25 protein-coding genes are annotated in these 22,499 nt (G+C 33.3%); 20 read left to right on the top strand and 5 right to left on the bottom strand.

Annotated features, from left to right (window positions below; all coding sequences use genetic code 11):
• Positions 1 to 19 precede the first annotated feature (19 nt).
• Genes QWY88_RS00625 through QWY88_RS00615 form a run of 3 tightly spaced genes read right to left on the bottom strand, consistent with a single transcriptional unit; the run spans position 20 to position 1,736 of the window.
• The gene (locus QWY88_RS00625) at positions 20 to 289 is read right to left on the bottom strand and encodes a hypothetical protein (RefSeq protein WP_304542975.1); all 270 of its coding nucleotides are present in this window, start codon (positions 287 to 289) and stop codon (positions 20 to 22) included.
• A complete protein-coding gene (locus tag QWY88_RS00620) occupies positions 286 to 531 on the bottom strand; it encodes a hypothetical protein (protein WP_304542973.1) in 246 nt (81 codons plus the stop codon). The genes QWY88_RS00625 and QWY88_RS00620 overlap by 4 nt, the downstream gene beginning before the upstream one ends.
• A complete protein-coding gene (locus QWY88_RS00615; RefSeq protein ID WP_304542971.1) occupies positions 528 to 1,736 on the bottom strand; it encodes an MFS transporter in 1,209 nt (402 codons plus the stop codon). The genes QWY88_RS00620 and QWY88_RS00615 overlap by 4 nt, the downstream gene beginning before the upstream one ends.
• 113 nt (positions 1,737 to 1,849) lie before the next feature.
• Between QWY88_RS00615 and QWY88_RS00610 the strand changes: the two genes are divergently transcribed.
• From QWY88_RS00610 to QWY88_RS00525, 18 genes are all read left to right on the top strand, one after another.
• Positions 1,850 to 2,233 (top strand): flagellar protein FlaG, encoded by a 384-nt coding sequence (locus tag QWY88_RS00610; protein WP_304542969.1) that lies wholly within the window; start codon positions 1,850 to 1,852, stop codon positions 2,231 to 2,233.
• 122 nt (positions 2,234 to 2,355) lie between these two features.
• Positions 2,356 to 3,594 (top strand): argininosuccinate synthase, encoded by a 1,239-nt coding sequence (locus QWY88_RS00605; protein ID WP_304542967.1) that lies wholly within the window; start codon positions 2,356 to 2,358, stop codon positions 3,592 to 3,594.
• A 24-nt stretch (positions 3,595 to 3,618) separates the two neighbouring features.
• Entirely contained in the window at positions 3,619 to 4,356 is a 738-nt protein-coding gene (locus QWY88_RS00600) for a ferredoxin-thioredoxin reductase catalytic domain-containing protein (RefSeq protein WP_304542965.1), read from the top strand.
• Between the two features lie 4 nt (positions 4,357 to 4,360).
• Positions 4,361 to 4,807, top strand: a complete 447-nt coding sequence (gene rplI, locus QWY88_RS00595; protein ID WP_304542963.1) for a 50S ribosomal protein L9 — start codon at positions 4,361 to 4,363, stop codon at positions 4,805 to 4,807.
• Positions 4,808 to 4,814: 7 nt separating this feature from the next.
• Positions 4,815 to 5,357 (top strand): ATP-dependent protease subunit HslV, encoded by a 543-nt coding sequence (hslV, locus tag QWY88_RS00590; RefSeq protein ID WP_304542960.1) that lies wholly within the window; start codon positions 4,815 to 4,817, stop codon positions 5,355 to 5,357.
• On the top strand, positions 5,357 to 6,691 hold the full coding sequence (hslU, locus tag QWY88_RS00585; RefSeq protein WP_304542958.1) for an ATP-dependent protease ATPase subunit HslU: 1,335 nt from the start codon (positions 5,357 to 5,359) through the stop codon (positions 6,689 to 6,691). The genes hslV and hslU overlap by 1 nt, the downstream gene beginning before the upstream one ends.
• A gap of 9 nt (positions 6,692 to 6,700) precedes the next feature.
• A complete protein-coding gene (gene era / locus QWY88_RS00580; protein ID WP_304542956.1) occupies positions 6,701 to 7,585 on the top strand; it encodes a GTPase Era in 885 nt (294 codons plus the stop codon).
• Entirely contained in the window at positions 7,575 to 8,558 is a 984-nt protein-coding gene (locus QWY88_RS00575) for a L,D-transpeptidase family protein (RefSeq protein ID WP_304542954.1), read from the top strand. The genes era and QWY88_RS00575 overlap by 11 nt, the downstream gene beginning before the upstream one ends.
• A complete protein-coding gene (locus QWY88_RS00570) occupies positions 8,559 to 9,848 on the top strand; it encodes a M99 family carboxypeptidase catalytic domain-containing protein (protein ID WP_304542952.1) in 1,290 nt (429 codons plus the stop codon).
• Between the two features lie 11 nt (positions 9,849 to 9,859).
• Positions 9,860 to 11,395 (top strand): hypothetical protein, encoded by a 1,536-nt coding sequence (locus QWY88_RS00565; RefSeq protein ID WP_304542950.1) that lies wholly within the window; start codon positions 9,860 to 9,862, stop codon positions 11,393 to 11,395.
• The gene (gene pilO, locus QWY88_RS00560) at positions 11,392 to 12,027 is read left to right on the top strand and encodes a type 4a pilus biogenesis protein PilO (protein WP_304542948.1); all 636 of its coding nucleotides are present in this window, start codon (positions 11,392 to 11,394) and stop codon (positions 12,025 to 12,027) included. The genes QWY88_RS00565 and pilO overlap by 4 nt, the downstream gene beginning before the upstream one ends.
• The gene (locus tag QWY88_RS00555; RefSeq protein ID WP_304542946.1) at positions 12,027 to 12,515 is read left to right on the top strand and encodes a hypothetical protein; all 489 of its coding nucleotides are present in this window, start codon (positions 12,027 to 12,029) and stop codon (positions 12,513 to 12,515) included. Before pilO ends, QWY88_RS00555 begins: the two co-directional genes overlap by 1 nt.
• Positions 12,516 to 12,524: 9 nt before the next feature.
• Positions 12,525 to 14,168 (top strand): pilus (MSHA type) biogenesis protein MshL, encoded by a 1,644-nt coding sequence (mshL, locus tag QWY88_RS00550; RefSeq protein WP_304542944.1) that lies wholly within the window; start codon positions 12,525 to 12,527, stop codon positions 14,166 to 14,168.
• Between the two features lie 16 nt (positions 14,169 to 14,184).
• A complete protein-coding gene (locus QWY88_RS00545) occupies positions 14,185 to 14,994 on the top strand; it encodes an ATP-binding protein (RefSeq protein WP_304542942.1) in 810 nt (269 codons plus the stop codon).
• Positions 14,987 to 15,826, top strand: coding sequence for a CDC27 family protein (locus QWY88_RS00540; RefSeq protein WP_304542940.1), 840 nt, complete (start codon positions 14,987 to 14,989; stop codon positions 15,824 to 15,826). The genes QWY88_RS00545 and QWY88_RS00540 overlap by 8 nt, the downstream gene beginning before the upstream one ends.
• Positions 15,823 to 16,365 (top strand): hypothetical protein, encoded by a 543-nt coding sequence (locus QWY88_RS00535; protein ID WP_304542938.1) that lies wholly within the window; start codon positions 15,823 to 15,825, stop codon positions 16,363 to 16,365. The genes QWY88_RS00540 and QWY88_RS00535 overlap by 4 nt, the downstream gene beginning before the upstream one ends.
• 9 nt (positions 16,366 to 16,374) lie before the next feature.
• On the top strand, positions 16,375 to 18,111 hold the full coding sequence (locus tag QWY88_RS00530) for a GspE/PulE family protein (RefSeq protein WP_304542937.1): 1,737 nt from the start codon (positions 16,375 to 16,377) through the stop codon (positions 18,109 to 18,111).
• Positions 18,108 to 19,352 (top strand): type II secretion system F family protein, encoded by a 1,245-nt coding sequence (locus QWY88_RS00525; protein ID WP_304542935.1) that lies wholly within the window; start codon positions 18,108 to 18,110, stop codon positions 19,350 to 19,352. Before QWY88_RS00530 ends, QWY88_RS00525 begins: the two co-directional genes overlap by 4 nt.
• A gap of 9 nt (positions 19,353 to 19,361) precedes the next feature.
• Here the strand turns inward: QWY88_RS00525 and QWY88_RS00520 are convergent, their stop codons facing one another.
• Positions 19,362 to 19,934 (bottom strand): YigZ family protein, encoded by a 573-nt coding sequence (locus QWY88_RS00520; protein WP_304542933.1) that lies wholly within the window; start codon positions 19,932 to 19,934, stop codon positions 19,362 to 19,364.
• A 1-nt stretch (position 19,935) separates the two neighbouring features.
• Complete coding sequence (locus tag QWY88_RS00515; protein WP_304542931.1) at positions 19,936 to 20,646, bottom strand: YebC/PmpR family DNA-binding transcriptional regulator; 711 nt, start codon at positions 20,644 to 20,646, stop codon at positions 19,936 to 19,938.
• Positions 20,647 to 20,723: 77 nt separating this feature from the next.
• Between QWY88_RS00515 and QWY88_RS00510 the strand changes: the two genes are divergently transcribed.
• Positions 20,724 to 21,170 carry a hypothetical protein gene (locus QWY88_RS00510; protein ID WP_304542929.1) on the top strand — a complete coding sequence of 149 codons (447 nt, stop codon included), beginning with the start codon at positions 20,724 to 20,726 and terminating at the stop codon, positions 21,168 to 21,170.
• A gap of 11 nt (positions 21,171 to 21,181) precedes the next feature.
• Positions 21,182 to 22,447 (top strand): O-acetylhomoserine aminocarboxypropyltransferase/cysteine synthase family protein, encoded by a 1,266-nt coding sequence (locus QWY88_RS00505; protein WP_304542927.1) that lies wholly within the window; start codon positions 21,182 to 21,184, stop codon positions 22,445 to 22,447.
• Positions 22,448 to 22,499: the final 52 nt, after the last annotated feature.

Below are 22,499 nucleotides of genomic sequence, written 5' to 3'. Positions count from 1 at the left end.
TTTTTCGTATCTTGTGAAATTAGTTGAATAATTTTGCTACCTCTTGCATCTCTTGGATCAGTTCATCTTTTGTCTCGTAAGTTAAAACTACTCTGTTCTTCTCTTCATCACCCGTTTGCGTAGAATCAAATACGAGTACATAATGTACAACTTTTACTTTATCGCCGTAAAGCTCGATCCACTCCAAACTCATCTCGGCAACTTCACCTTGCATATCCACAACAACTGCCGGGTAAAGTCTAACTAATTGTGCAAGGTCTATATCACCCTCTTTTGACTTATATATCAATCCTCTTCCTTCTCTAATGTTTTTCTCAGTACTCCGATTTTCATTTTATAAAAGGCTAAAAGCCCGAAGATAACTCCAATTGTTATAGAGATAATTCCCCAAAAATCATCTCTTTCATATGCCATAATCACCCAGCACAAATCAGCAAATAGATACACTATGACAGCTTGAAAAATTTTTCCTTTAAAAGTCAGGAATGCACCTATATTTAAAAAAATACCACCTAAAACTGCAAAACTCATATACTTATCTCTTTAATCTTTTTTGTCTTAATCACATAACCATAATAGAGAGCTCCGACAATAAATCCTGCCCCCATAATATTGGCTATATTTTCAAGCGATATATCTGCCGTTGCCAGATACCCGATCATATACGAAGTAAATGCCGCCGAGCTTAAAAAAAGCATATCGTTATAGGCAACTATTCTACCATAATACTTCTGCTCAATATTCTTTTGCAGCAGAGTATAAGAGTATGACCAAAGTGTCGTTGTAAAAAAGCCCACCACTACACTTGCAACTAAACTAAGATAAAAATATTCCATCACATACGACCATAAGAATACGGCAAATGCTTGTGCTATAAAAATGTAAATAAGGCGTTTGTTATTTACAAATTTTCCAAGAACTACCGGTCCCACTACTAAACCGACTGCACGGGCGGAGTGAAGGAGTCCCAGAGCTAAAGAAGTTGCAATAATCCCGGCATAATACTTATCTACCATTAATGCTACAAGTGCATCAAAAGCGGTAAGTCCTACAAAAGCGTGTACAACCATAAGGTGAAATGCTTTAGGTGTGCGTTTGAGATATCTGAAAGTATCTCGCATCATCTCTGAAAGTTTCTCTTTTTGAGTAAGCAGATCTACTTCGATTTTTAAACCGCTAAGAAGGTAAAAGGCAACAACGAAAAAAAGTGCATCGAGTATAAACGCGATTTTAATCCCTAAAAGATAAACTACAAATCCACTGACAGCCATCCCTAAAGTATAAGAAAGCGACCAGATAATAGAGTGTAATTCATTTGCCTTTTGTAATACTTTTTCATCAAGAATTTTAGGCAGTAGTGACATCTCTGTCGTAAAATAAAACGATGCAGCCGCCATCTTCACAAAGATCAATACATATAATAATAACAAATGATTGTGGGTCGTTACCATTACCAAAGATGCAGTAGCAACTATCTCCAAAGCTATAAGAGAGAGCATTAAGTTTTTTGGCTTTACCATATCGATAATTGCACCCGAAAACGGAGCCTGAACAACACCGGCCAAGAAATGAAGCATTGCCACGAATGAAACAACTTCGGCAGAAACTTCCATTTTAAGCAAAAGTGTGTAGATAGCGACATTGCTAAACCACGCACCGAAATAAGAGATCAGCTGGATAAAGGAGAGTCTACGTAAGATTTTTTCCTGCTTTAAAAGTTGTATATAGCTATTCATAAATGGAAGATTATCATATAAATTATAAATTTTTTGTTTTTTTTCTAAACATTTTTTTTATGTAGTCGATCTAGTTGCTACTATATTAATTGTGAATACAAAAGGAGTAAGGCATGGATGGCATAGCAAATGTTGCTAAACAACAACAAACTCAGATGGGTGCGCAAGAGCTTCAGGGACGAAGTATAGAACAAAACCAGTCAACACAATTACAACAACAAGATATTGTCAAAGAGGTACAACAGAATAATGTAGATTCAGTAAAAAAACTCAACTCAAAAGAAGATGTTGAAAGACTTGTAAAACAACTGAATGAAGCATTAGCGCCGATTAGTACAAATATCAAATTTGGAGTTGATTCTCAAGATATATTTTATGTTTCAGTTATAGAAGCAAAAAGCAATAAAATGATACGAAGATTTCCGGCTGAAGATGCACAGATAGTTTTACCAAAAATGCAAGAAGTAAATGGAATTTTATTCGATTCTAAAGGATAAAATTCTCCCTCCTTCTTGCCTGCTTCATTGAACCGTTCTATCTATTTTTTTACTATAAGCAAATTCTCACTTACAATTAGATACAATCTGCACTATTATTTTATCACCAAAAGGTTTTTTACATGAAAAAAAGTGTGAACAAAGTTGTTTTAGCTTACTCTGGTGGGCTTGATACGAGTATTATTTTAAAATGGCTTCAAGATGAATATAATGCAGAGGTTATTACTTTTACAGCTGATCTTGGGCAGGGTGAAGAGGTTGAACCTGCACGTGAAAAAGCACTTAAAATGGGTATTAAACCGGAAAATATTTTCATTCTTGATATTAGAGAAGAGTTTGTAAAAGATTTCGTTTTCCCAATGTTTAGAGCAAATACAATTTATGAAGGTGAGTACCTTTTAGGAACTTCAATTGCAAGACCGTTAATTTCAAAAAAACAGATTGAAATTGCAGAAAAAATGGGTGCGGATGCAGTTAGCCACGGTGCGACAGGTAAAGGAAACGATCAAGTAAGATTTGAGCTTGGTTACTTAGGGTTAAATCCTGACATTACAGTTATTGCACCTTGGAGAGAATGGGATCTAAACTCTCGTGAAAAACTTTTAGCATATGCTAAAGAGCACGGTATTGAGATCGCACAAAAGCATATGGATGAAAATGGTAATCCACAAGTAAGTCCATATTCAATGGATGCTAACTTACTTCACATCTCTTACGAAGGTCTTCACTTAGAAAACCCAAATGCAGAACCTGAAGATTCTATGTGGTTATGGACAAATTCACCAGAAGAAGCTCCAGATGAAGCAGAGTATATTACAATCAGCTACAAAAACGGTGATCCGATTGCAATTAACGGTGAAGAGATGTCTCCAGCAACAATTCTTAAAACATTAAATGATTACGGTAATAAACACGGTATTGGTCGTATCGATATTGTTGAAAACAGATACGTTGGTATGAAAGCTCGTGGATGTTATGAGACTCCGGGTGGAACAATTATGTTAAAAGCACACCGTGCAATCGAGTCTATTACAGTAGATCGTGAAGCTGCACACCTTAAAGATGAGATCATGCCAAAATATGCAAAACTTATCTATAACGGTATGTGGTTCTCTCCAGAGCGTGAAGCACTACAAGCACTTATTGACAATACACAAAAACATGTTGAAGGTGATGTAAGATTGAAACTTTACAAAGGGAATGTAATGGTAGTGGGTCGTACTTCTCCAAAAACTTTATTCTCAGAAGCACACTCAACATTTGAAGCTGATGATGTTTATAACCAAAAAGATGCAGAAGGTTTCATCAGATTAAATGCACTTCGTTTTATCATTGAAGGTAAAGCAAGAAGAAACAAATAACGACAACTTAAGAAAGGGAAAAACATGAGTATAGTTAGAATCGATATGAACTCTCCGGAATTTATCGCGGAGATGGAAAAAACTATTAAATTTACTGACAAGGTAAATGCACAGTTTGGTTGGGTTTATAACCCTCAAGAAGAAGTAAACGAAGGCGTGCAAATGGGTCTTGCACGTAATAAAATGATGTATGGCAAAAGATTTTGTCCATGTTTTATGGTTGAAGAGGTTGACGGAAAAGCAAGAAGTGTAGATGATCGTATCTGTCCTTGTAAACCGGCAATTGAAAAAGAGATTCCTGAAGACGGAAAATGTCACTGTGGAATTTTCTGTACACCTGAATTTGCAGCGAAACAAAGAATTGAGCTGGGAATGGAGGAAGCTGCCCACACTCACTCAAGAGGATTAACTCACGAAGAGTGCGAAGCTTTAGTAAACAAAAGTGAACTAGACGGTGACGAGTTAGTTGCACTTCTTGAAGCACGTGATCTTGGTATGGTTAATTTTAAAATTGTTGACGTTCGTGAACATATGGAGTGGCAAATGGGTCACATCAAAGGTGCGGATAAACTTGTTCCTACAAGTAGCTTTTTCCAAACTTTAGATGAAGCAAAACTTGATAAAAACGAAAATATCATCCTTTACTGCCATGTTGGTAGCCGTTCTGCTCACGTTGCTAGAATTTTAACAGACATGGGATATACAAAAATCGGAAACTTAACACACGGTATCGTTTCATACCCTGGTGATATAGAAAGATAATCGGATGAAAGTATTACTTATCAAGGATGTAAAAAGCCTAGGAAAAGCGGGTGAAGTAAAAGAAGTAAAAGACGGTTACGGTAAAAACTTTCTTGTAGGGAAAGGGTTTGCTAAACCTGCTACACCTGAGATCTTAGCTGAACATGAAGCTGAACAAAAAAGATTGGCAGCAGAAGAAGCTGCAGAGATTGCAAAACTTAAAGAGATGGCTGTAAAACTTGATAAAGCAGAGATCATCATAACAAAAAAAATGGGTGAAAACGGTCACCTTTTTGGAGCCGTTACAAAAGATGAGATCGCTGATGCACTTGTTAAACAGCACTCTATCGAAATTGATAAAAAACATATTACAGACAAAACTGCGATCAAAAGTGTTGGTGAACACACACTTGATTTAAAACTTGGTCACGGTATTCATGCTACATTACATGTAGATGTTCAAGGGGAATAAGTAAACAATGTTTGACGCTACAACAATACTTGCCTATAAAGGGAAAAATAAAGCTGTAATCGGTGGTGACGGTCAAGTAACTTTTGGCGACAGTGTATTAAAAGGGAATGCTACGAAAATCCGTACACTTCACCATGGTAAAATCCTTGCAGGTTTTGCCGGAAGTACTGCTGATGCTTTCAACCTTTTTGATATGTTTGAAGAGTTTTTAGAGAATAAAAAAGGTGATATTTTAAAATCTGTTATCGAGTTCTCTAAAGCTTGGAGAAAAGACAAAGTTTTACGTCGTCTAGAAGCGATGATGATCGTTTTAAACACTGAGCATATCTTTATTTTAACAGGAAACGGTGATGTTGTTGAGCCTGAAGATGGTGAAATTGCCTCTATCGGAAGTGGTGGCAACTATGCTATCTCAGCTGCTCGTGCACTAAAAAAACATGCAAATCTTGATGAAGAGGAATTAGTGAAAGAATCTTTGTCAATCGCTGCAGATCTATGTATCTATACAAACCACAATATTAAAACACTCATTTTAGAGGATAATAAATAATGGATATGACTCCTAAACAGATAGTCGAATATCTTGACAATTATGTCATTGGTCAAAAAAATGCGAAAAAAACTATAGCTTTAGCGCTTCGTACAAGATATAGAAGAATGCAACTTGATAATGAGATGCGTCAAGAGATCAAACCGAAAAACATTCTGATGATCGGTTCAACCGGTGTTGGGAAAACTGAAATTTCCCGTAGACTTGCAAAGATGATGAAAGTTCCTTTTATCAAAGTGGAAGCTTCAAAATATACTGAAGTTGGTTTTGTCGGTCGTGACGTTGAATCGATGATCAGAGATCTGGTAGTAAACTCGATTAGTATTGTGAAAGCAGAACAAGAATCAGAAAATAAAGAAAAAATTGAAAACTATATCCTTAACCGTATAGTTGAAAAACTTTTACCACCACTTCCAGAGGGTGCAAGCGAATCAAAAAAAGATGATTACCAAAGACTCTTAGAAGCTATGGAAAAAAGAGTTGAATCAGGTGAGATGGATGACAAAACAATTGAAATCGAACTTGACAGTGCTTCACTGCAGGTAGAGTTTGCAGATACGAACCTTCCACCGGAGATGATTAAAGCACAAGAATCAATTACTAAACTTTTTACATCGATTAATAAAGAAGATAAGAAAAAAGAGCTCAAAGTAAAAGATGCAAAAATTTTACTTCGTCAGGAAGCTTCTTCAAAGCTTTTAGATATGAATGCCATTAACGGTGAAGCTCTGCGTCGTGCAGAAAACGGCGGTATTATCTTTTTAGATGAGATCGATAAAATTGCTCTGAATGAAAAATCGCAAGGAAGAAACGATCCTTCTAAAGAGGGTGTTCAGCGTGACCTGCTTCCAATCGTAGAGGGAAGCAGTGTTTCTACGAAATATGGAACTATTAATACTGATCATATTCTGTTTATTGCAGCAGGAGCTTTTCACGTAAGCAAACCGAGTGATCTTATCCCTGAACTTCAAGGAAGATTTCCACTAAGAGTTGAGTTAGAGAGTTTAGATGAGGATACTCTCTATCAAATCCTTACACAGACACAGAACTCTCTTCTTAAACAATACCAGGCACTTCTAAGTGTAGAAGATATGGAATTGATTTTTGAGGATGAAGCGATCAGAGCAATGGCAAAACTTGCACATCGTGCTAATGAAACTGCAGAAGATATCGGAGCAAGACGTCTTCATACTGTTCTAGAAAGAATTCTAGAAGATATTAGTTTTGAAGCAGATGAATATGCAGGAAAAGAGTTTAGAGTCACAAGTGACTTAGTACACGAAAAACTTGACATCGTTGTAGAAGATGATGATCTCTCTCGATACATTCTTTAAAGGAACTAAATGACAAAAGCGGGCTTCGTTTCACTTATTGGTAGACCGAATGCGGGTAAAAGTACCTTAATGAACTCACTATTAGGTGAAAAAATTGCGATGGTGAGTCAAAAAGCCAACGCTACAAGAAAGCGTTCTAATGCTATAGTTATGCATAATGACACGCAGATTATTTTTATAGACACACCGGGTTTACACGAAAAAGAGAAGGTATTAAACCAGTTTATGCTTGATGAAGCACTAAAAGCGATGGGAGATTGTGACTTAATAGTTTACCTTGCACCGGTAACTGATTCCTTAGAACATTATGAAAAGTTTTTAACACTCAATAAAAAGAATATTAAACATATTGTTGCACTAAGTAAAATCGATCAGGTATCTCAAGAGAAACTATTCAAAAAAATTGCACAATACAATCAATATGCAGACAAATTTGAAGCGCTAATCCCTGTAGCAATTCCTCGCCAAGTGGGTCATAAAGATCTACTAGACACAATTAGTAAAAACCTACCTGAATCACCTTTTTTGTTTGATCCGGAAGATTTAACAAGCGAATTGGTTCGTGATATCTATGCCGGTTTTGTTCGTGAAGCCATTTTTGAGAACATCAGTGATGAAGTTCCTTATGAATCAGATGTAATTATAGACAAGATCTATGAAAATGAAGGTATCGATAAAATCTATGCAACAATCATTTTAGAAAAAAATTCCCAAAAAGGGATTATTATAGGTAAAGGTGGGGAAGCTATCAAGCGTATCGGTAAATCAGCACGCGCGAAGATTGAAAAACTTAGCGGTCAACAAGCCTACCTAAACCTCCAAGTTGTCGTGAAAAAGGGATGGTCTAAAAACAAGAACTTTCTAAAAGAGATAGGTTATGATAATGAAAAATAGATCTTTTTTTAGTGCTATTGTACTATTAATACTTTCTATTAATGCTTTTTCATCTGATATGGATATAGTCACTAACTATAGAATCCACGGAATTCAAGATATACAAAAAAGACTCGATGAGAAACTTGCTACAACAGAATACTGGAAAGAGTTTTTAGAAAATAAAGATACAAAATTCGGTTACCTGGAATCATACTGTAACATACTTACTTGCGATAAGAAGAACTCAAAACTTTATATATATATGAAAGATCAAAACTCTTCTACATATAAACTTATGAAAGAGTATAGTGCTTTTACAGGTAAAGCAAAAGGCGATAAAGTTAAAGAGGGAGATTTACGAACTCCTGTAGGGATTTATGAACTTACAAAAAAAATAGATAAAGTGGACCCTTTTTACGGTCCATTAGCATTTGTTACCTCATATCCAAACACATATGATAAATATCGAAATAAAACCGGTCAAGGGATATGGATTCACGGTTTACCGATTGATCAGGAACGTGATGAGTTTACAAAAGGTTGTATTGCAATAAACAATCAAAATATTGAATGTTTAGATAAACATATAGATATCAAAAAAACACTTTTACTTATTGATGAGTCAAATGTAAAGACAGATATACAAAAAAAGAACTTAGCAATCATATTATCGCAGCTCTATGCATGGAGACTAGCATGGATATATAATGACTTAGAAAGTTATCTTAACTTCTATGATCCTACTTTTAAACGTTTTGACGGAATGGATAAAGAAAGATTCACAACGTATAAAACAAGAATATTTAATAAACAAGAAGATAAAACCATTATTTTTTCAAACTTAAATGTTATCCCCTACCCTGATACACCAAATATCTACCAAATAACATTTAAAGAAGACTACCAATCAAACTCTTTCTCTTTTATTGGGGATAAAACATTAATTATTAAACTACAAGATCAAAAAATATCTATTATTACAGAGAGATAGATGAAACAGCTTTTTATCATCTATCTTCTGAGCTTTTCTTTTCTTTTTGGCTCAAACATCCAACTCATAAAAAAAGAAAATCCAGACTCTAATACAACACTTTTAGTAATCGGCGGTATCCATGGAAATGAACCGGGTGGATACTTTGCAGCTTCTATACTTGCTACACACTATAAAATCACTTCTCAAAACTTATGGATTGTACCAAATCTAAATGAAGAGAGTATTATCAATAATTCACGTGGTATTAATGGAGATATGAATAGAAAATTTTCCTATATTCGTCCACATGACAAAGATACTGAGATAATAAAAGAGATAAAGGAAGTTATCTTATCACCGAATGTAAGTTTAGTATTAAATTTACATGACGGGCATGGATTTTATAGAAAAGAGGATAACGGAAGTATCTTTAATCCTAACGCCTGGGGACAAACATGTGTTATAGATCAGTGTCAACTTAAACAAAATCAAGCTTTTGGTAATCTCAATCAAATTGCTATGGAAGTAAAAAACAACGTTAACCAAAAGTTATTAGCAAAACACCATAGATTTGATGTTAAAAACACAAAAACAAAATATGAAGATGAAGCTATGCAACTTTCTCTTACATATTTTGCCGTAACACATAACAAACCTGCATTTGCTATTGAGACAAGTAAAAACTTATCTTCTCTGGCACAAAAAGTATTTTATCAACTCTTAGCAATTGAAGAATATATGAAAATTGTGGGTATTAGCTATAAAAGAGATTTTGAGCTCACTATAAAAAATATAGAAAAAACCATCCAAAACTATGGTGTTTTAGCAATAAATAACAACTTTTTGTTAGATTTAAATAATATAAAAAAAATTTTAAGGTTTATTCCGATAAAATCAAGGAGTAACGATTTTAGTTTTTCACATCCATTGGGAAAAATTAAAAGCTCTAAGGGGGTTTATAAAGTTTATATAGGCAACAAGCTTATCACTAAACTTAAACCACAGTACTTTAAGGTCTGTCAAGAAAGTCCGGAAAGTTTTGAAGTTATAATAGATGGAAAATCATCCTTTATTAAAAAAACTTCAAAATTTTTTGTATCTGACGATTTTAAGGTTGTAGATATAAAAGGATATCGTGTAAATATTATTGGTTATTCATCTAATAAGCAAAAGGATGAAACTAATGTAACTATTACTAAAGAAGATATGAATAAACTTTATTCTATCGACAAAAGTAATAATATATACAGGATAGAGTTTTATAAAAAAGATGAATTTTGTGCCATGATTATGGCAGAATTTAAATAGGATTATAGTTTATGAGTAAATCAGAACAACACACTTTTTCAAGTGTACTATCAGCTAATCCGTATAAGGAAACTTACTTTAAAGGAGTTTCTAGTTTTCTAAGTGAAGAGAAAGCACCAGAATATTCTAAAGAACAGTTGGTAATCTCTTACTTAAATACGAAAGAGTTCATCAATGCTCAAATTGAAATTAGTAAAAATATACCCGATGAAGATTTATATGATGCTTTAAGCAATAAAGCTTATGATGAGTTAGCACTTGATCAAGCGGTTGAGTATAAAATTCAGTATATTGAAACTTTTAGTAATTTAGATGAAGAGAATCGTCACTTTCATGTTTTCATTGTTGATCCTTTAGATATAACAAACACATTTTCACATGTAGTCGAGACAGTTAAATACATTGATGTAATTATCCCTGTTCCTCTTTTAATCAAATCTTTGTATGCAAAAGAGATCGTTGAGAATTCTGGTGTTCATTGTTATATTTACTTTCAAGAAAATGATGCTTTTGTAACATTATATTCTGAAAAAGAGTTTTTATATACAAAATCTATAAAGTACTCTTTTATAGATATGCATGAAAGATTTTGTGAACTTTATGGTGAGAGAATTGACTATGATGAATTCTTAAAGTTTTTTACACATACAAACCTTAAAGAGACAGATAGTGAATATAAAAACTACATTATCAAACTATATAAAGAACTTTTTGCGAATATTAATGATATTCTGACATATACAAAAAGAGCTTTTGAAATTGATAAAATTGATCATATATATATAGGTTCACAAACTCAAACGGTTACACAACTTGATGAGATGATTGAAGCTGAACTAAATATCCAATCAAGTCAATTTGACTTTGACTACGGCTTTGAAAACAATGATGTATATATAGATCAGCTTCATGCATTAATGCATCTTTACTCAAACCTTTCAAATGAAGACAGATATAAGTGTAACTTTACGGACTATAAACGTCCTCCTCGTTTTATCCAAAGAGATAGTGGTAGACTTATTACTGTTGTAGCTGCCTCTTTAGCATTAGCTTTTGCATATCCTATTACTTATTGGGTTTTAACTTATGCTCAAACTTTACAACAAGATCTTTTACAACAAAAATATAATGAGTTGCACAATACAAGAGTTACAAGGGAAGCAACTATAAAAAACAGACAAGCCGATAAAGAGAAGTCTTTAAAACTCTTAACAAAAGAGGAAAAAGAGTATGATGAGAAGAAGAATACTTTAATTAAAATACATCAGGTAAAAGTTGATTATCCTATGAAAGCAAAGCTTTTAGCTATATTTACAAAAGAGATGTCTAAATTTTACGTTAAAGCAACTAAAACTCATTATCATGAAAAAGATTCTCAACAAACTTTAGTTATTAAGTTGGCTGCTAAAACAGACAGACAGATCACTAGACTTGTTGAACATCTAACAAAAGTCTATGAGGGCAAATATACATTTGAATTAGAAAAAATTCTCTTAAATACTAATTCTAAAATGTATCTTAGTGAACTAAAGGTGAAACTGCAATGAAGATAAATATTGAAGATTACTTACATAAAATAGACACTGCTTTTAAAGATAAGCCAAAAAGAGATGTACAGATGATCTATATTCTTATAGTAGCTGGTATATTCGCTTTTTCTTATCTTTTATTTTGGGACAGTTCTTTTGAAAGTTTTGAAAGAACGCGAGCAAATGTTGTGAGTTTGCAAAATAAAATAAATACGGATGAGATGTATTTGCAAAGAAATCCAGAATCGATAATTACAAATCTTAATAATGAGATTAGAAATATTGATCAAAAAACAGCACTCAAAAAAGAGAGTAACAGCTATATTAAAAGTAAAATTGAGACTATCTCATCGTTAATATACGATGAACAAAGTTGGGGTGAGTATCTTGATTCTATCACAACAAATGCTCAAAAGTACAATATGAAACTGAGTGAGTTTACTAATAGATATGCTAAAAAAGACAAATCTTTTGGTCATGTATTAGATATATCTGTAAAAGGGACTGGAAACTATACAAACACCTTGAAGTTCATTAATGCACTAGAACAAAGTGAATTAGTAGTTGACCTTCATGATTTTAGTATAACTGCTAAAGACAGAAAACTCAATTCAGATCTAAATATATCAGTTTGGGGGATTGCATACTAATGAAAAAGTCAATAATTACAGTCATCTCATTGTTTGTATCAACTGGACTTGTAGCAGATAATGTCATGGTAAACACAAGTGAATTATCGTGGGTTGATGAGCAAGTTGAAGCTATCAAACCTGCTCGTGTTGGAGCTAAAAACTCTTATTTAGGAACAATGAGTGATCCATTTATTTTTTTAGATAAGACAAAAAATACAAAAGGTAAAAGCTCTCGTTCTTATACTTCTTCAAGAAAAGTGAAAAGTTCTTCACAAAATCTTACAGGAGGTTCAGATGCAAAATCATCTAAAGGGAAGTTATCACTTGAAGCGATTATTAATAAATCGGTTTTAATTGATGGTAGATGGTATAAAGAGGGTCAGAGTGTCCAAGGCTATAAGATAGAGAAAGTGGGTAGTAAAACGGTTTTTTTGAAGAGAAACAAAAAACTCATCGTTTTATCAACAAAAAGTCAACATAAAAGTCTAAAATTTAACAACAACTAGGGATTGGATATGAAACATATAAAAACATCAATTTGCGCAGCTTTATTAACTGCAGCATTATCAACAAGTAGTTTTGCTGATTGTTCGTATGAACTTTTTAGTATTAGTTCAGCTAAAAATACAAAAATCATAGATTTTGTTGAACAATTAAGTGATGAGTGTGGATTTAGTATAGTCGTAACTGATCCTTATGCGGAAAAGTTTTTAGATACGAAACTAAATAAAACTAATCTAAAAAACCTAACAATTGATGAAGTTCTTAATCTAATACTCAGTGAGAACAACCTTACATACACGTTAGAGAATAATCTGTTAAAAATTTCATATCTTACGACAAAAGTTTATAACATTGATTATATTTTATCTCAACGAAAAAGTACAGGAAGTACTGATGTTACATTAAGTTCATCTGCAGGTACCTCAAATATATCAACTACAACAGGAACTACAACGACTAGTAGTAGTGGTTCTGGAACTAGTAATTCAGCAACTTCATCAACTTCTGATACGGGTATAAAAATTGAAAGTACTGATGAAGTAAAATTCTGGGATCAATTAGATGAAGAGTTTGTAAAAGTTCTTAATCGTCCACACGATGTATATAAAGCATCGCATCCTATTATTAATAAAAATGCTGGTTTAATTACCGTTACTGCGACAAATAAGCAGATGAAACGATTTGAATCATATCTCAAAAAGCTTCAAGAAAAAGTTCAGCTTCAAGTACTTATTGATGTACAACTCTTAGCAGTTACAATGAGTGAAGGAAAAACTACAGGTATTGACTGGAAACAACTCTATGCACTCCAAAACATTGAATTAGGTGTACATCACTTAAATAATAAAAATGTAACAGAATGGGATAGTGTAGATGGTACAAAGATCAATATTACTGAGTCAGCAGTCCCTGGTCCAGGTGTTGCAGACACAATCAACGGTGCAGCTAGCTTAGTAAGTATTAAAGCTGGTGGAACGTTAAATGAAGTAGTAAAATTTTTACAAACACAAGGAGATGTTAGTTCGATTTCAAATCCTAAAGTTTTAACATTGAATAATCAACCTGCACTTATTACTGCCGGAACTGAATATTTTTATAAAATAACATCATCAACGAGTACAACAACTTCTTCTACTACAACTGCGCAAAATGAAGAGATTAATTCTGTTTTTGCTGGTGTATTATTAACAATCACTCCAGAAATTTCTAATGATAATACTATAACATTAAAAATCAATCCGTCTTTATCTGAAACAGCACAGGACATTTCTACTGCACCGAGTACTGGTAGAGACATTCCACCTGATTTAAATCGTCGTCAACTCTCTTCAGTAGTAACCGTAAAAGATGGAAATAGAATTATCCTTGGTGGACTTATAAATACAAAGAATACTCAGGAATCAAATAAAGTACCTATTTTAGGTGATATTCCAGTTATTAACTATCTTTTTAAATATGAAGAGAAAATCAAACAGATTCAAGAACTGGTTATTATTATTGAACCACATATTATTCACAAAGATAAAAATAATGTATCTTTATCTGATTTAGGATATGAAGGTTTAAGTAATGAGCTTTTAACAGCTCCTAGAAGTTCAAGTATTTCTAAAAAAGACTCTGCAAAAAAAACTACATCATCAGATGATGCAAAATAATTAGGATTTTAGATATATGAGTAGTATCTATGTTAAGTCCAGAAATGTTTTTCTAGATACTGTCAATGCAAACGATTACATACAGTTAGATAGAGTCTCGACAATATACCAGTCACTAAAAGACTCTATCAAAAAACCTCTCAAAATGATTTTACTATTTGGTAAACCTGGTACCGGTAAGAGTATGTTCTTAACAAAACTTTATAAAGACTTACTTGAAACACAAGATATCTATTTATACCAAACACCTATCATAGATGAAAGTGAATTTTATAAAACTCTTGCTCAAGATATTTTTGATACAAAATATAATGGTGAACTTAATTTCACACAGTTTATGAAAATTGTAAGTACAAAAGAGATGAAACATGTTCCTGTTGTTTTATTGGATGAGGCTCAACTTTACTCTGAGACTCTCATGGAAAAAATAAGGCTTCTTTCCGATAGTAGAACTATAAAGTTTGTGATTACACTACATAAGACAGAGAAAGAAGATATAATAGCAAAGGAGCATTTTCAAACTAGAATATGGGAAACTATTGAGCTTGAAAATGCTTCAAATGTAGAACTCAAAATTTATATTCAAAAAAAACTGATGAAAGCAAACTGTTTTGACAGTGCAAATATGTTTACGCAAAAAGCAGTAAATAAAATCAGTTCTTTAACTCATGGTAACTATAGAGATACAAATAAGCTTATTTATGCTCTATTTGATATATATAGCACTTATGAAAAAAACAATCAACTTCAAGATGTAAAAACAGATCAAATTTCTAATAAACTCATTGAAATGGCTGCAATTCACACAGGACTAATAGATGCTTAATACAAGAGATTTAGAAAGAAGATGGTTAAGATATAAAATCAAATCTTTTTTACCTCATGCCGTAATTACAGTGAGTGTTATAATTATTTCTATTTCAGTTAGTGTATATCTTTCTTCTGATGATCAAGAAAAATTAGTTTCAAAAGAGAAAAAAAACACAACTATGATTGCAAGTGAAACTACAACTACATCTATAAACAAAGTACAGCAACCACATATACCTACAATAGCCAATATAGTAGATACAAAAATAGAGCCTGTTATACAAGTGCTTCCTAAAGAGAACAGAAAAGTTGTACTTCAACCATCTTTGGACTTTATGAAGAGTATGCAAGAATCAACTGATGGATACTACAAAAGTACTCCTCAAGAACAAACATTCAATACATCTTATGTAAGTGAGGCTCCGAAGAAAAAACATGTTGAGACACCTAAAGTATCAACAACTGTAGAAGTTGAAAAAATGGATGTTGAAGAGAGTGATACTGTTTCTAAAGATCACAACAAAATTGTTATAGCTAGAAAGACCAGTTTACAAGACATCAAAGATGCTGAAATGAGATTTAAAAAGAATAACAGTCCTGCTTTGAGTCTGTTTTTAGCAAAACAGTATTATTCTCTTGGTGATTATTCAAAAGCTTATAACTATGCACTTGTAACAAATCAACTTGATAAAGAAAATGAAGATAGCTGGATTCTATTTTCAAAATCACTGGTAAAACTTGGTAAAAAACAATTAGCTCAAAAAGCTTTAGAGGAATATATTAAATTTTCACATTCCAGCAATGCTGAACTTTTATTAGATGATATTACAACAGGAGAATTTCGATGAAAACACTTTTAGTCATTCTTTTGTCTATTAATTTATTTGCAAGTGTTAAGCAAGATATTCTAAATCTATATCAAAATAAAAAGTTTGAGTCTGCCTGTAATATTGGTTTTAATAACTTTAGACACTACAATAAAGATGAAGAGTTTTTATCTCTTTATGCTTTTTCATGTTTAAAAGCAGATTATATTGACAGACTGGCTTTACCTATTGCTAAATTAAAGTTTTCGCCAGAATCAAGATCTAATTCTGCTTACTTTTCAATAATATTAATGCAAAAAAAACTATTATACCATGCACTTGTAGATGATTATGATCTTTCAGAACTGAATTTACCTTCAACAGATTATATTCTTTCGAAAGTTTTTGAATTTTATACAGAACTTGGTAAACATGATAGAAGAACACTCTATATTTTTGATGATCCTGATAACAATAAAGTTTCTTATAAACTTTATTTGCAAAAAGATTATAAGACATCAAAAATGGTAATAGAAGAGTATTATGACACAATGCTGATAAAGCGTCATATATATTGGTAGAGGTTTAATATGGATAGAATAACAACCGATTTACTTGCCAACGGTTCAATAATGAAAGGGCAAGTAGATAGATTACTTGCAAAAGGTGTTAGTGAAAATCTAGTCCTTAGAGATATTACCCTTTCAGGTTTTATGACAATGGATAGACTTGTTCGTTTTATTGTCCAACAGGTAAGAGATGGAGTTTATGATCTCTCAATTATAGATAACTATGATTATATACCTGAATCTGTTGTCCTGGAAAAACTAGCGCATGAACTTGATCTTATGTTTGTAGATCTTGATTCAATCGATATGGATTATTATCTTACAGAACAAGTTTCACTTTCACAATTGCAAAAACATAATGCTATACCAATTTCACAAGATGATATGAGTGTAACAATTGCTATTAATGACCCTTTAAATATTGAAGCACAAGAAGCAATGCAAAGACTTTTTCCTCGAAAAGTTCTTAAAATTGCCCTTGCTACAAAAAAACAGGTCTCATCATACCTTTATAAAATCGGCCTAAAAGACAGTGTTAAAGGGCTTGTTAAAAGAATTCGTGAGGAGTTAAACTCTATTAGCTCTTTAGAGGAACAACAAGAAGCATCTTCAATATTACAACTTATTGATGTTATTTTAAAAACATGTATAAGTGGTCGTGCTAGTGATATTCACATTGAACCGACTGAAAAAAACTGTGTTGTTCGAGGTCGTGTAGATGGTAGACTTTCGGAGATGTTTATCTTTGAAAAAGATATCTATCCACCATTAGCATCAAGGTTAAAACTTCTTTCAAATTTAGATATTGCAGAAAAACGTAAACCACAGGATGGTCGTTTCTCTACTACTGTCGGTTCAAGAGAATACGATTTTCGTATATCAACCTTACCGATTTTATATGGTGAATCGATTGTTATGAGGGTTTTAGATAAACAAAAAGCTCTTGTTAGACTTGAAGATGCCGGTATGGATCCAGTAAGTTATAATAAACTGATTAAAGGCCTTAAAGCTCCATATGGAATTATTCTGGTCACTGGTCCAACAGGTTCCGGTAAAACGACAACACTCTATGGGGCCTTAAATGAGTTAAGAAATGTAGAGGATAAAGTTATTACTGTTGAAGACCCGGTTGAGTATAGAATGAACCTGATCCAACAAGTTCAAGTAAATGCTAAAGTTGGTCTTAGTTTTGCAGATGCACTTCGTTCAATTCTTCGTCAAGACCCTGATAAAATCATGATCGGGGAGATTCGTGACCAAGAAACACTAGAGATTGCTATTAAAGCTGCACTTACAGGACACTTAGTTATCTCGACTCTCCATACAAATGACGCTATTAGTGCCATTCCACGTATGGCAGATATGGGAATTGAGCATTATCTTATTAGTGGGGCTTTAGTTGCTATTCAAGCACAAAGGCTTGTAAGAAAAATTTGTCCTCATTGTAAAATTGAAGATGAGCTCTCCGCTTCAGTATTTGAAGAGATCGATGGAATTGTACCTCCAGGGACAAAGTTTTATAAAGGAAAGGGTTGTAGAGAGTGTAATGACTCCGGTTATATAGGTAGGGAGATGATTGCTGAAGTATTAAATGTATCAGAAGAAATTTCAACACTTATTGCAAAAGGAGCGTCAAAAGATGCTATACTTGAACAAGCGAAAAAAGAGGGATTTGTTAATATCTTCCAAAATGGTATACAAAAAGCTATTGATGGCATTACAAGTATTGAAGAAGTATTAAAGGTGGCAAAAGAATGAAGTACTTTGAAGCAACAGTATTAAAACATGGGAAAAAAGAGACAGTAGGATTATACGCTGCAGATAAAAAAGAGGCTATGAACTACGCTAAATTAAAATTTACCGGTATCATTATAAAGATTGCAGAAGCAGACGAACCTTTTGAAGATAAGTTTAAAAGACTTAAACATGACTTTTTAAAAAATTATAGAAAAAAGAAAATCAAACCAGATTCTTTAATAGCAGCAATTCGTCAACTAGCAGTTATGACAAATGCCGGTATCTCTATCCACGATTCTCTTTCAGAGATTGCCAATGCTACTGCTGATGAAGCATTAGAAACAGTTTTTTCAAAAGTAGCTGATGATATTAACTCTGGACAATCTCTATCTAATTCGATGCAAAACTTCCGCTTTGAAGTAGGAAACCTTACTATTGCGATGGTACAACTCGGTGAAAAAACAGGTAACTTAGATGAAGCATTATATTCACTCGCCGATATGTTAGAAGAGATCCGTTCTAACGTTGTAAAATTTAAAAAGGCAATGGCATATCCAAGAAATGTTATGATTGCCATGGCTATTGCTTTTACAATACTTATCACTTATGTTGTTCCCAAATTTAAAGATATGTTTGAAAAGCTAAATGCAGAACTCCCTTTACCAACAAAGATCTTATTAACTTTAGAGCATTTATTCAACACTTATGGTCCTTATATTTTACTCGGTCTCTTTATCGGATTTATTATTTTTAAATATATGATTAATAACTATGAACATATTCGATTTAAGTGGCATAAGTTTTTACTCCGAACATATTTAGTTAAAAACCTTATTATGTTTTCAACATTAAGTAGATTTACACTTGTTTTTTCTGAACTAGTACGTGCTGGAATTCCTATTGCTGAAGCGCTCGATACTGCAATTAGCATGATTGATAATCTTCCACTTAAACACAAACTTTTATCAGTCAGAGTAACAGTTGAAAAAGGTGGTGCATTAAATAAGGGACTTGAAGAAACTGGTCTATTTGAAAATATGATTATCCAAATGGTTAGAGCAGGTGAGGATAGTGGTACACTGGATTCTATGATTAAAAAAGTAGCTGAATACTATAAAATGCGCTTTGATGCTATTATTGATGGTCTAAGTGAAGCAATTGAACCTATTATGCTCTTTATGATTGCAGGTATGGTAATTCTTCTTGCTCTTGGTATTTTCCTACCTATGTGGGATATGGGGAATGCTGTACAGGGAAGATAAAAGTAAAACCTACAAAGGTTTTACTACCCTTTCTAGTTTTTTCAATAAAAGGTCTAAGTTCTCTTTTGTTGATCGTAATATATACTCTACATTTTGAGCAAAATTTTTCTCCACTATTTTTACCCCTATCGTTTCACATTCATATTCCAAAAGTCTTACATCTGCATAATCCACAGATACTTTTGCAGTAAACTCTTTTTCATATTCATAAAGAACTGCTTCGCCAATCACTTGGTTCACGGCATCACTGTACGCTCGAACCAATCCACCAGTTCCCAGTTTTGTACCACCAAAATATCTAACAACAATAACAGCAATATTGATTAACTCCTGTCCTTGAAGTACCATAAGTGAAGGTTTACCGGATGTCCCTTTTGGTTCACCGTCATCACTTGAGTGTTCAACCACTTGATCAAACTCATTTAAATAACGAAAAGCCGTTACAAAATGTCTTGCTTTAGGATGTTCAACTTTGAGTTGTTCTAATGTAGTTTCGTAAAGCTCATAGGGAATAAGGTGAGCAATAAACTTTGATTGCTTCACCTCTAATGTGGAAGTAAAATGTTCTTGTATATACTGCATATTATGCTAAGTTTGTATATACCTTTTGAACATCTTCATCATCTTCAAGTCTTTCTAAAATTTTATCAATATCAACTTGCTGCTCTTCAGTGATCTCGATTGGTGTATTTGCAATTCTTTCTAACGTAGCTTTTGTAATCTCTACACCCATCCCTTCTAATGCTTCATTCATGGTACCGAAACTTGTATAATCAGCAGTAACTAAAACTACACCCTCTTCCGATTCAATCTCTTCTAATCCTGCATCAATTAGTTCTAACTCTAACTCTTCTAGATCCATATCATCTTTTAATGCAAATTCAAAGATCGCTTTACGTGAGAACATAAACTCTAGTGAACCGTTTGTTAACATCTCACCGTTGTTTTTATTTAAAATAGATTTTACGTTTGCAACAGTTCTAGTATTGTTATCTGTTGCACATTCAATGAAAAGTAAAACACCATGAGGAGCTTTCCCTTCAAAGTTCACCTCTTTCATATCTGCAAGATCTTTTGCTGTTGCACGTTTGATCGCTGCTTCAATGTTGTCTTTTGGCATATTTTCAGCTTTTGCATTTAAAATAGCTGTACGTAACTTTGGATTTAGATCCGGATCGCCTCCACCCTCTTTAGCTGCCATCGTAATAACTTTACCGAGTTTAGGAAACAGTTTTGACATTGCTCCCCAACGTTTTAGTTTTGATGCTTTTCTATATTCAAAGGCTCTACCCATTTCTTTCCTTTTAAATCCAAAATTTTATTATTTGGAATTATACCATTTCAATGTATAATATCACCTAAGGAATACGTATGAATTTTGCTTTTAAATTTAAATATCGTTTTTTTAATGCTTTTAGGGAACTTTTTGTCCATCATCATGGATCGTTAGAGTTTCGTGCAAAAGTATTTGCCCTGCTTATTGCAGCAAATGAACAAGCACCTGATGAAAGTTTTATAATCGTAAAAGATATAGGAATGGATATTTATGAACAAGATGAGGCTCGTGCAAACCTTCTCATGCTTACAACCAGAGAGATTGTACAAAAAGTCCATAATGACAATGGTTTAGATATTGACAAACTTGTTTATCATATTCAAAAAGAGTTACATATCATTCCAAGATATGCAAACAAAATTGATATCAAGGCACTTAAACCGTTAGTGATTTTAACAAAAGATGAAGATACTCTAAGCTATCAAGAGAGAATATTAGAGTTCCTCAGTAATTTAAAACAACAATACAAAGAAGAAAATTAAAGGAAATTTAGATGGATATACAAACTAAAGCATTACATGTAGGATACGATAAAGATACGCAAGGGACGATGGCTGTTCCAATCTATCAAACAACTGCATATGAATTTCGTGATGTTGAACATGCAGCTGATCTTTTTGCATTAAAAGAGCTCGGTAATATCTATACACGTTTAAATAATCCAACAACAGATGTATTTGAAAAACGTTTTACAGAACTTGAAGGTGGTGCAGCTGCGATTGCAACATCTAGTGGAATGAGTGCTATTTTTTATGCCTTTGCAAATGCTGCTGAAGCAGGAGACAACATCGTTTGTGCAAAACAACTCTACGGTGGTAGTTTAACGCAAACAGCACATACTCTAAAACGTTTTGGAATTGAAGCACGTTTTTTTAATGTTCACAATCCAGAAGAGATCGAAGCGCTTGTCGATGATAAAACTAAAGTAATCTTTTTCGAGTCTTTAACAAACCCTAGTATAGATGTAGCCGATATTGAAGCGATTGTTGCTATTGCTAACAAACATAATATCTTAACGGTTGTAGACAATACTGTTGCTACGCCTATTTTGTGCAATCCTTTAAATCATGGTGTAGATGTTGTAGTCCATAGTGCCTCAAAATATACAACGGGTCAAGGTTTAGCTATCGGCGGTATTATGGTTGAAAGCAAAAACATCTTAGAAAAGCTAAAAAACAATCCGAGATACTACCATTTTAACGAGCCGGATGAATCGTATCACGGTTTAGTCTATACAGATGTTGGACTACCTCCGTTTTCACTTCGTGCAAGACTCTCACTACTACGTGATCTCGGTGCTGTATCTTCACCTTTTAACTCGTGGTTATTTATCCAAGGGATGGAAACACTAGCGATCAGAATGAAAGAGCACTCTAACAACGCACAAAAACTTGCAGAATTTTTAGAAGCGCATCCAAAAGTAAAAAAAGTAAATTATCCGGGACTAAAGAGTAATCCTAACTATGCAATGGCACAGAAATATTTCAAAGATGGCCATTCAAGCGGACTGCTTAGTTTTGAGGTAGATTCTTTAGAGGAAGCTACAAAAATAGTTAATGCAACTAAACTTTACTCACTTGTGGTAAATATCGGCGATAGCAAATCGATTATTACCCACCCTGCATCAACTACACACCAACAACTCAGCCCGGAAGAGTTAATTGCTTGTGGTGTACCATCAGGACTTATCCGTATCAGTTGCGGACTTGAGAATGCAGATGATTTAATAGCAGATATGAAGCAGGCGTTAGAGGTTTAATTAAGTGACTTTTGATAGAATTACAGAAACAATTTTTTAAAGAGCGCAAAAT

This window comes from Sulfurimonas sp. hsl 1-7, assembly GCF_030577135.1.
Classification (GTDB): domain Bacteria; phylum Campylobacterota; class Campylobacteria; order Campylobacterales; family Sulfurimonadaceae; genus Sulfurimonas; species Sulfurimonas microaerophilus.
Note: the sequence above shows the minus strand (reverse complement) of the source record. Positions and strands in the feature narration are given on the sequence as shown.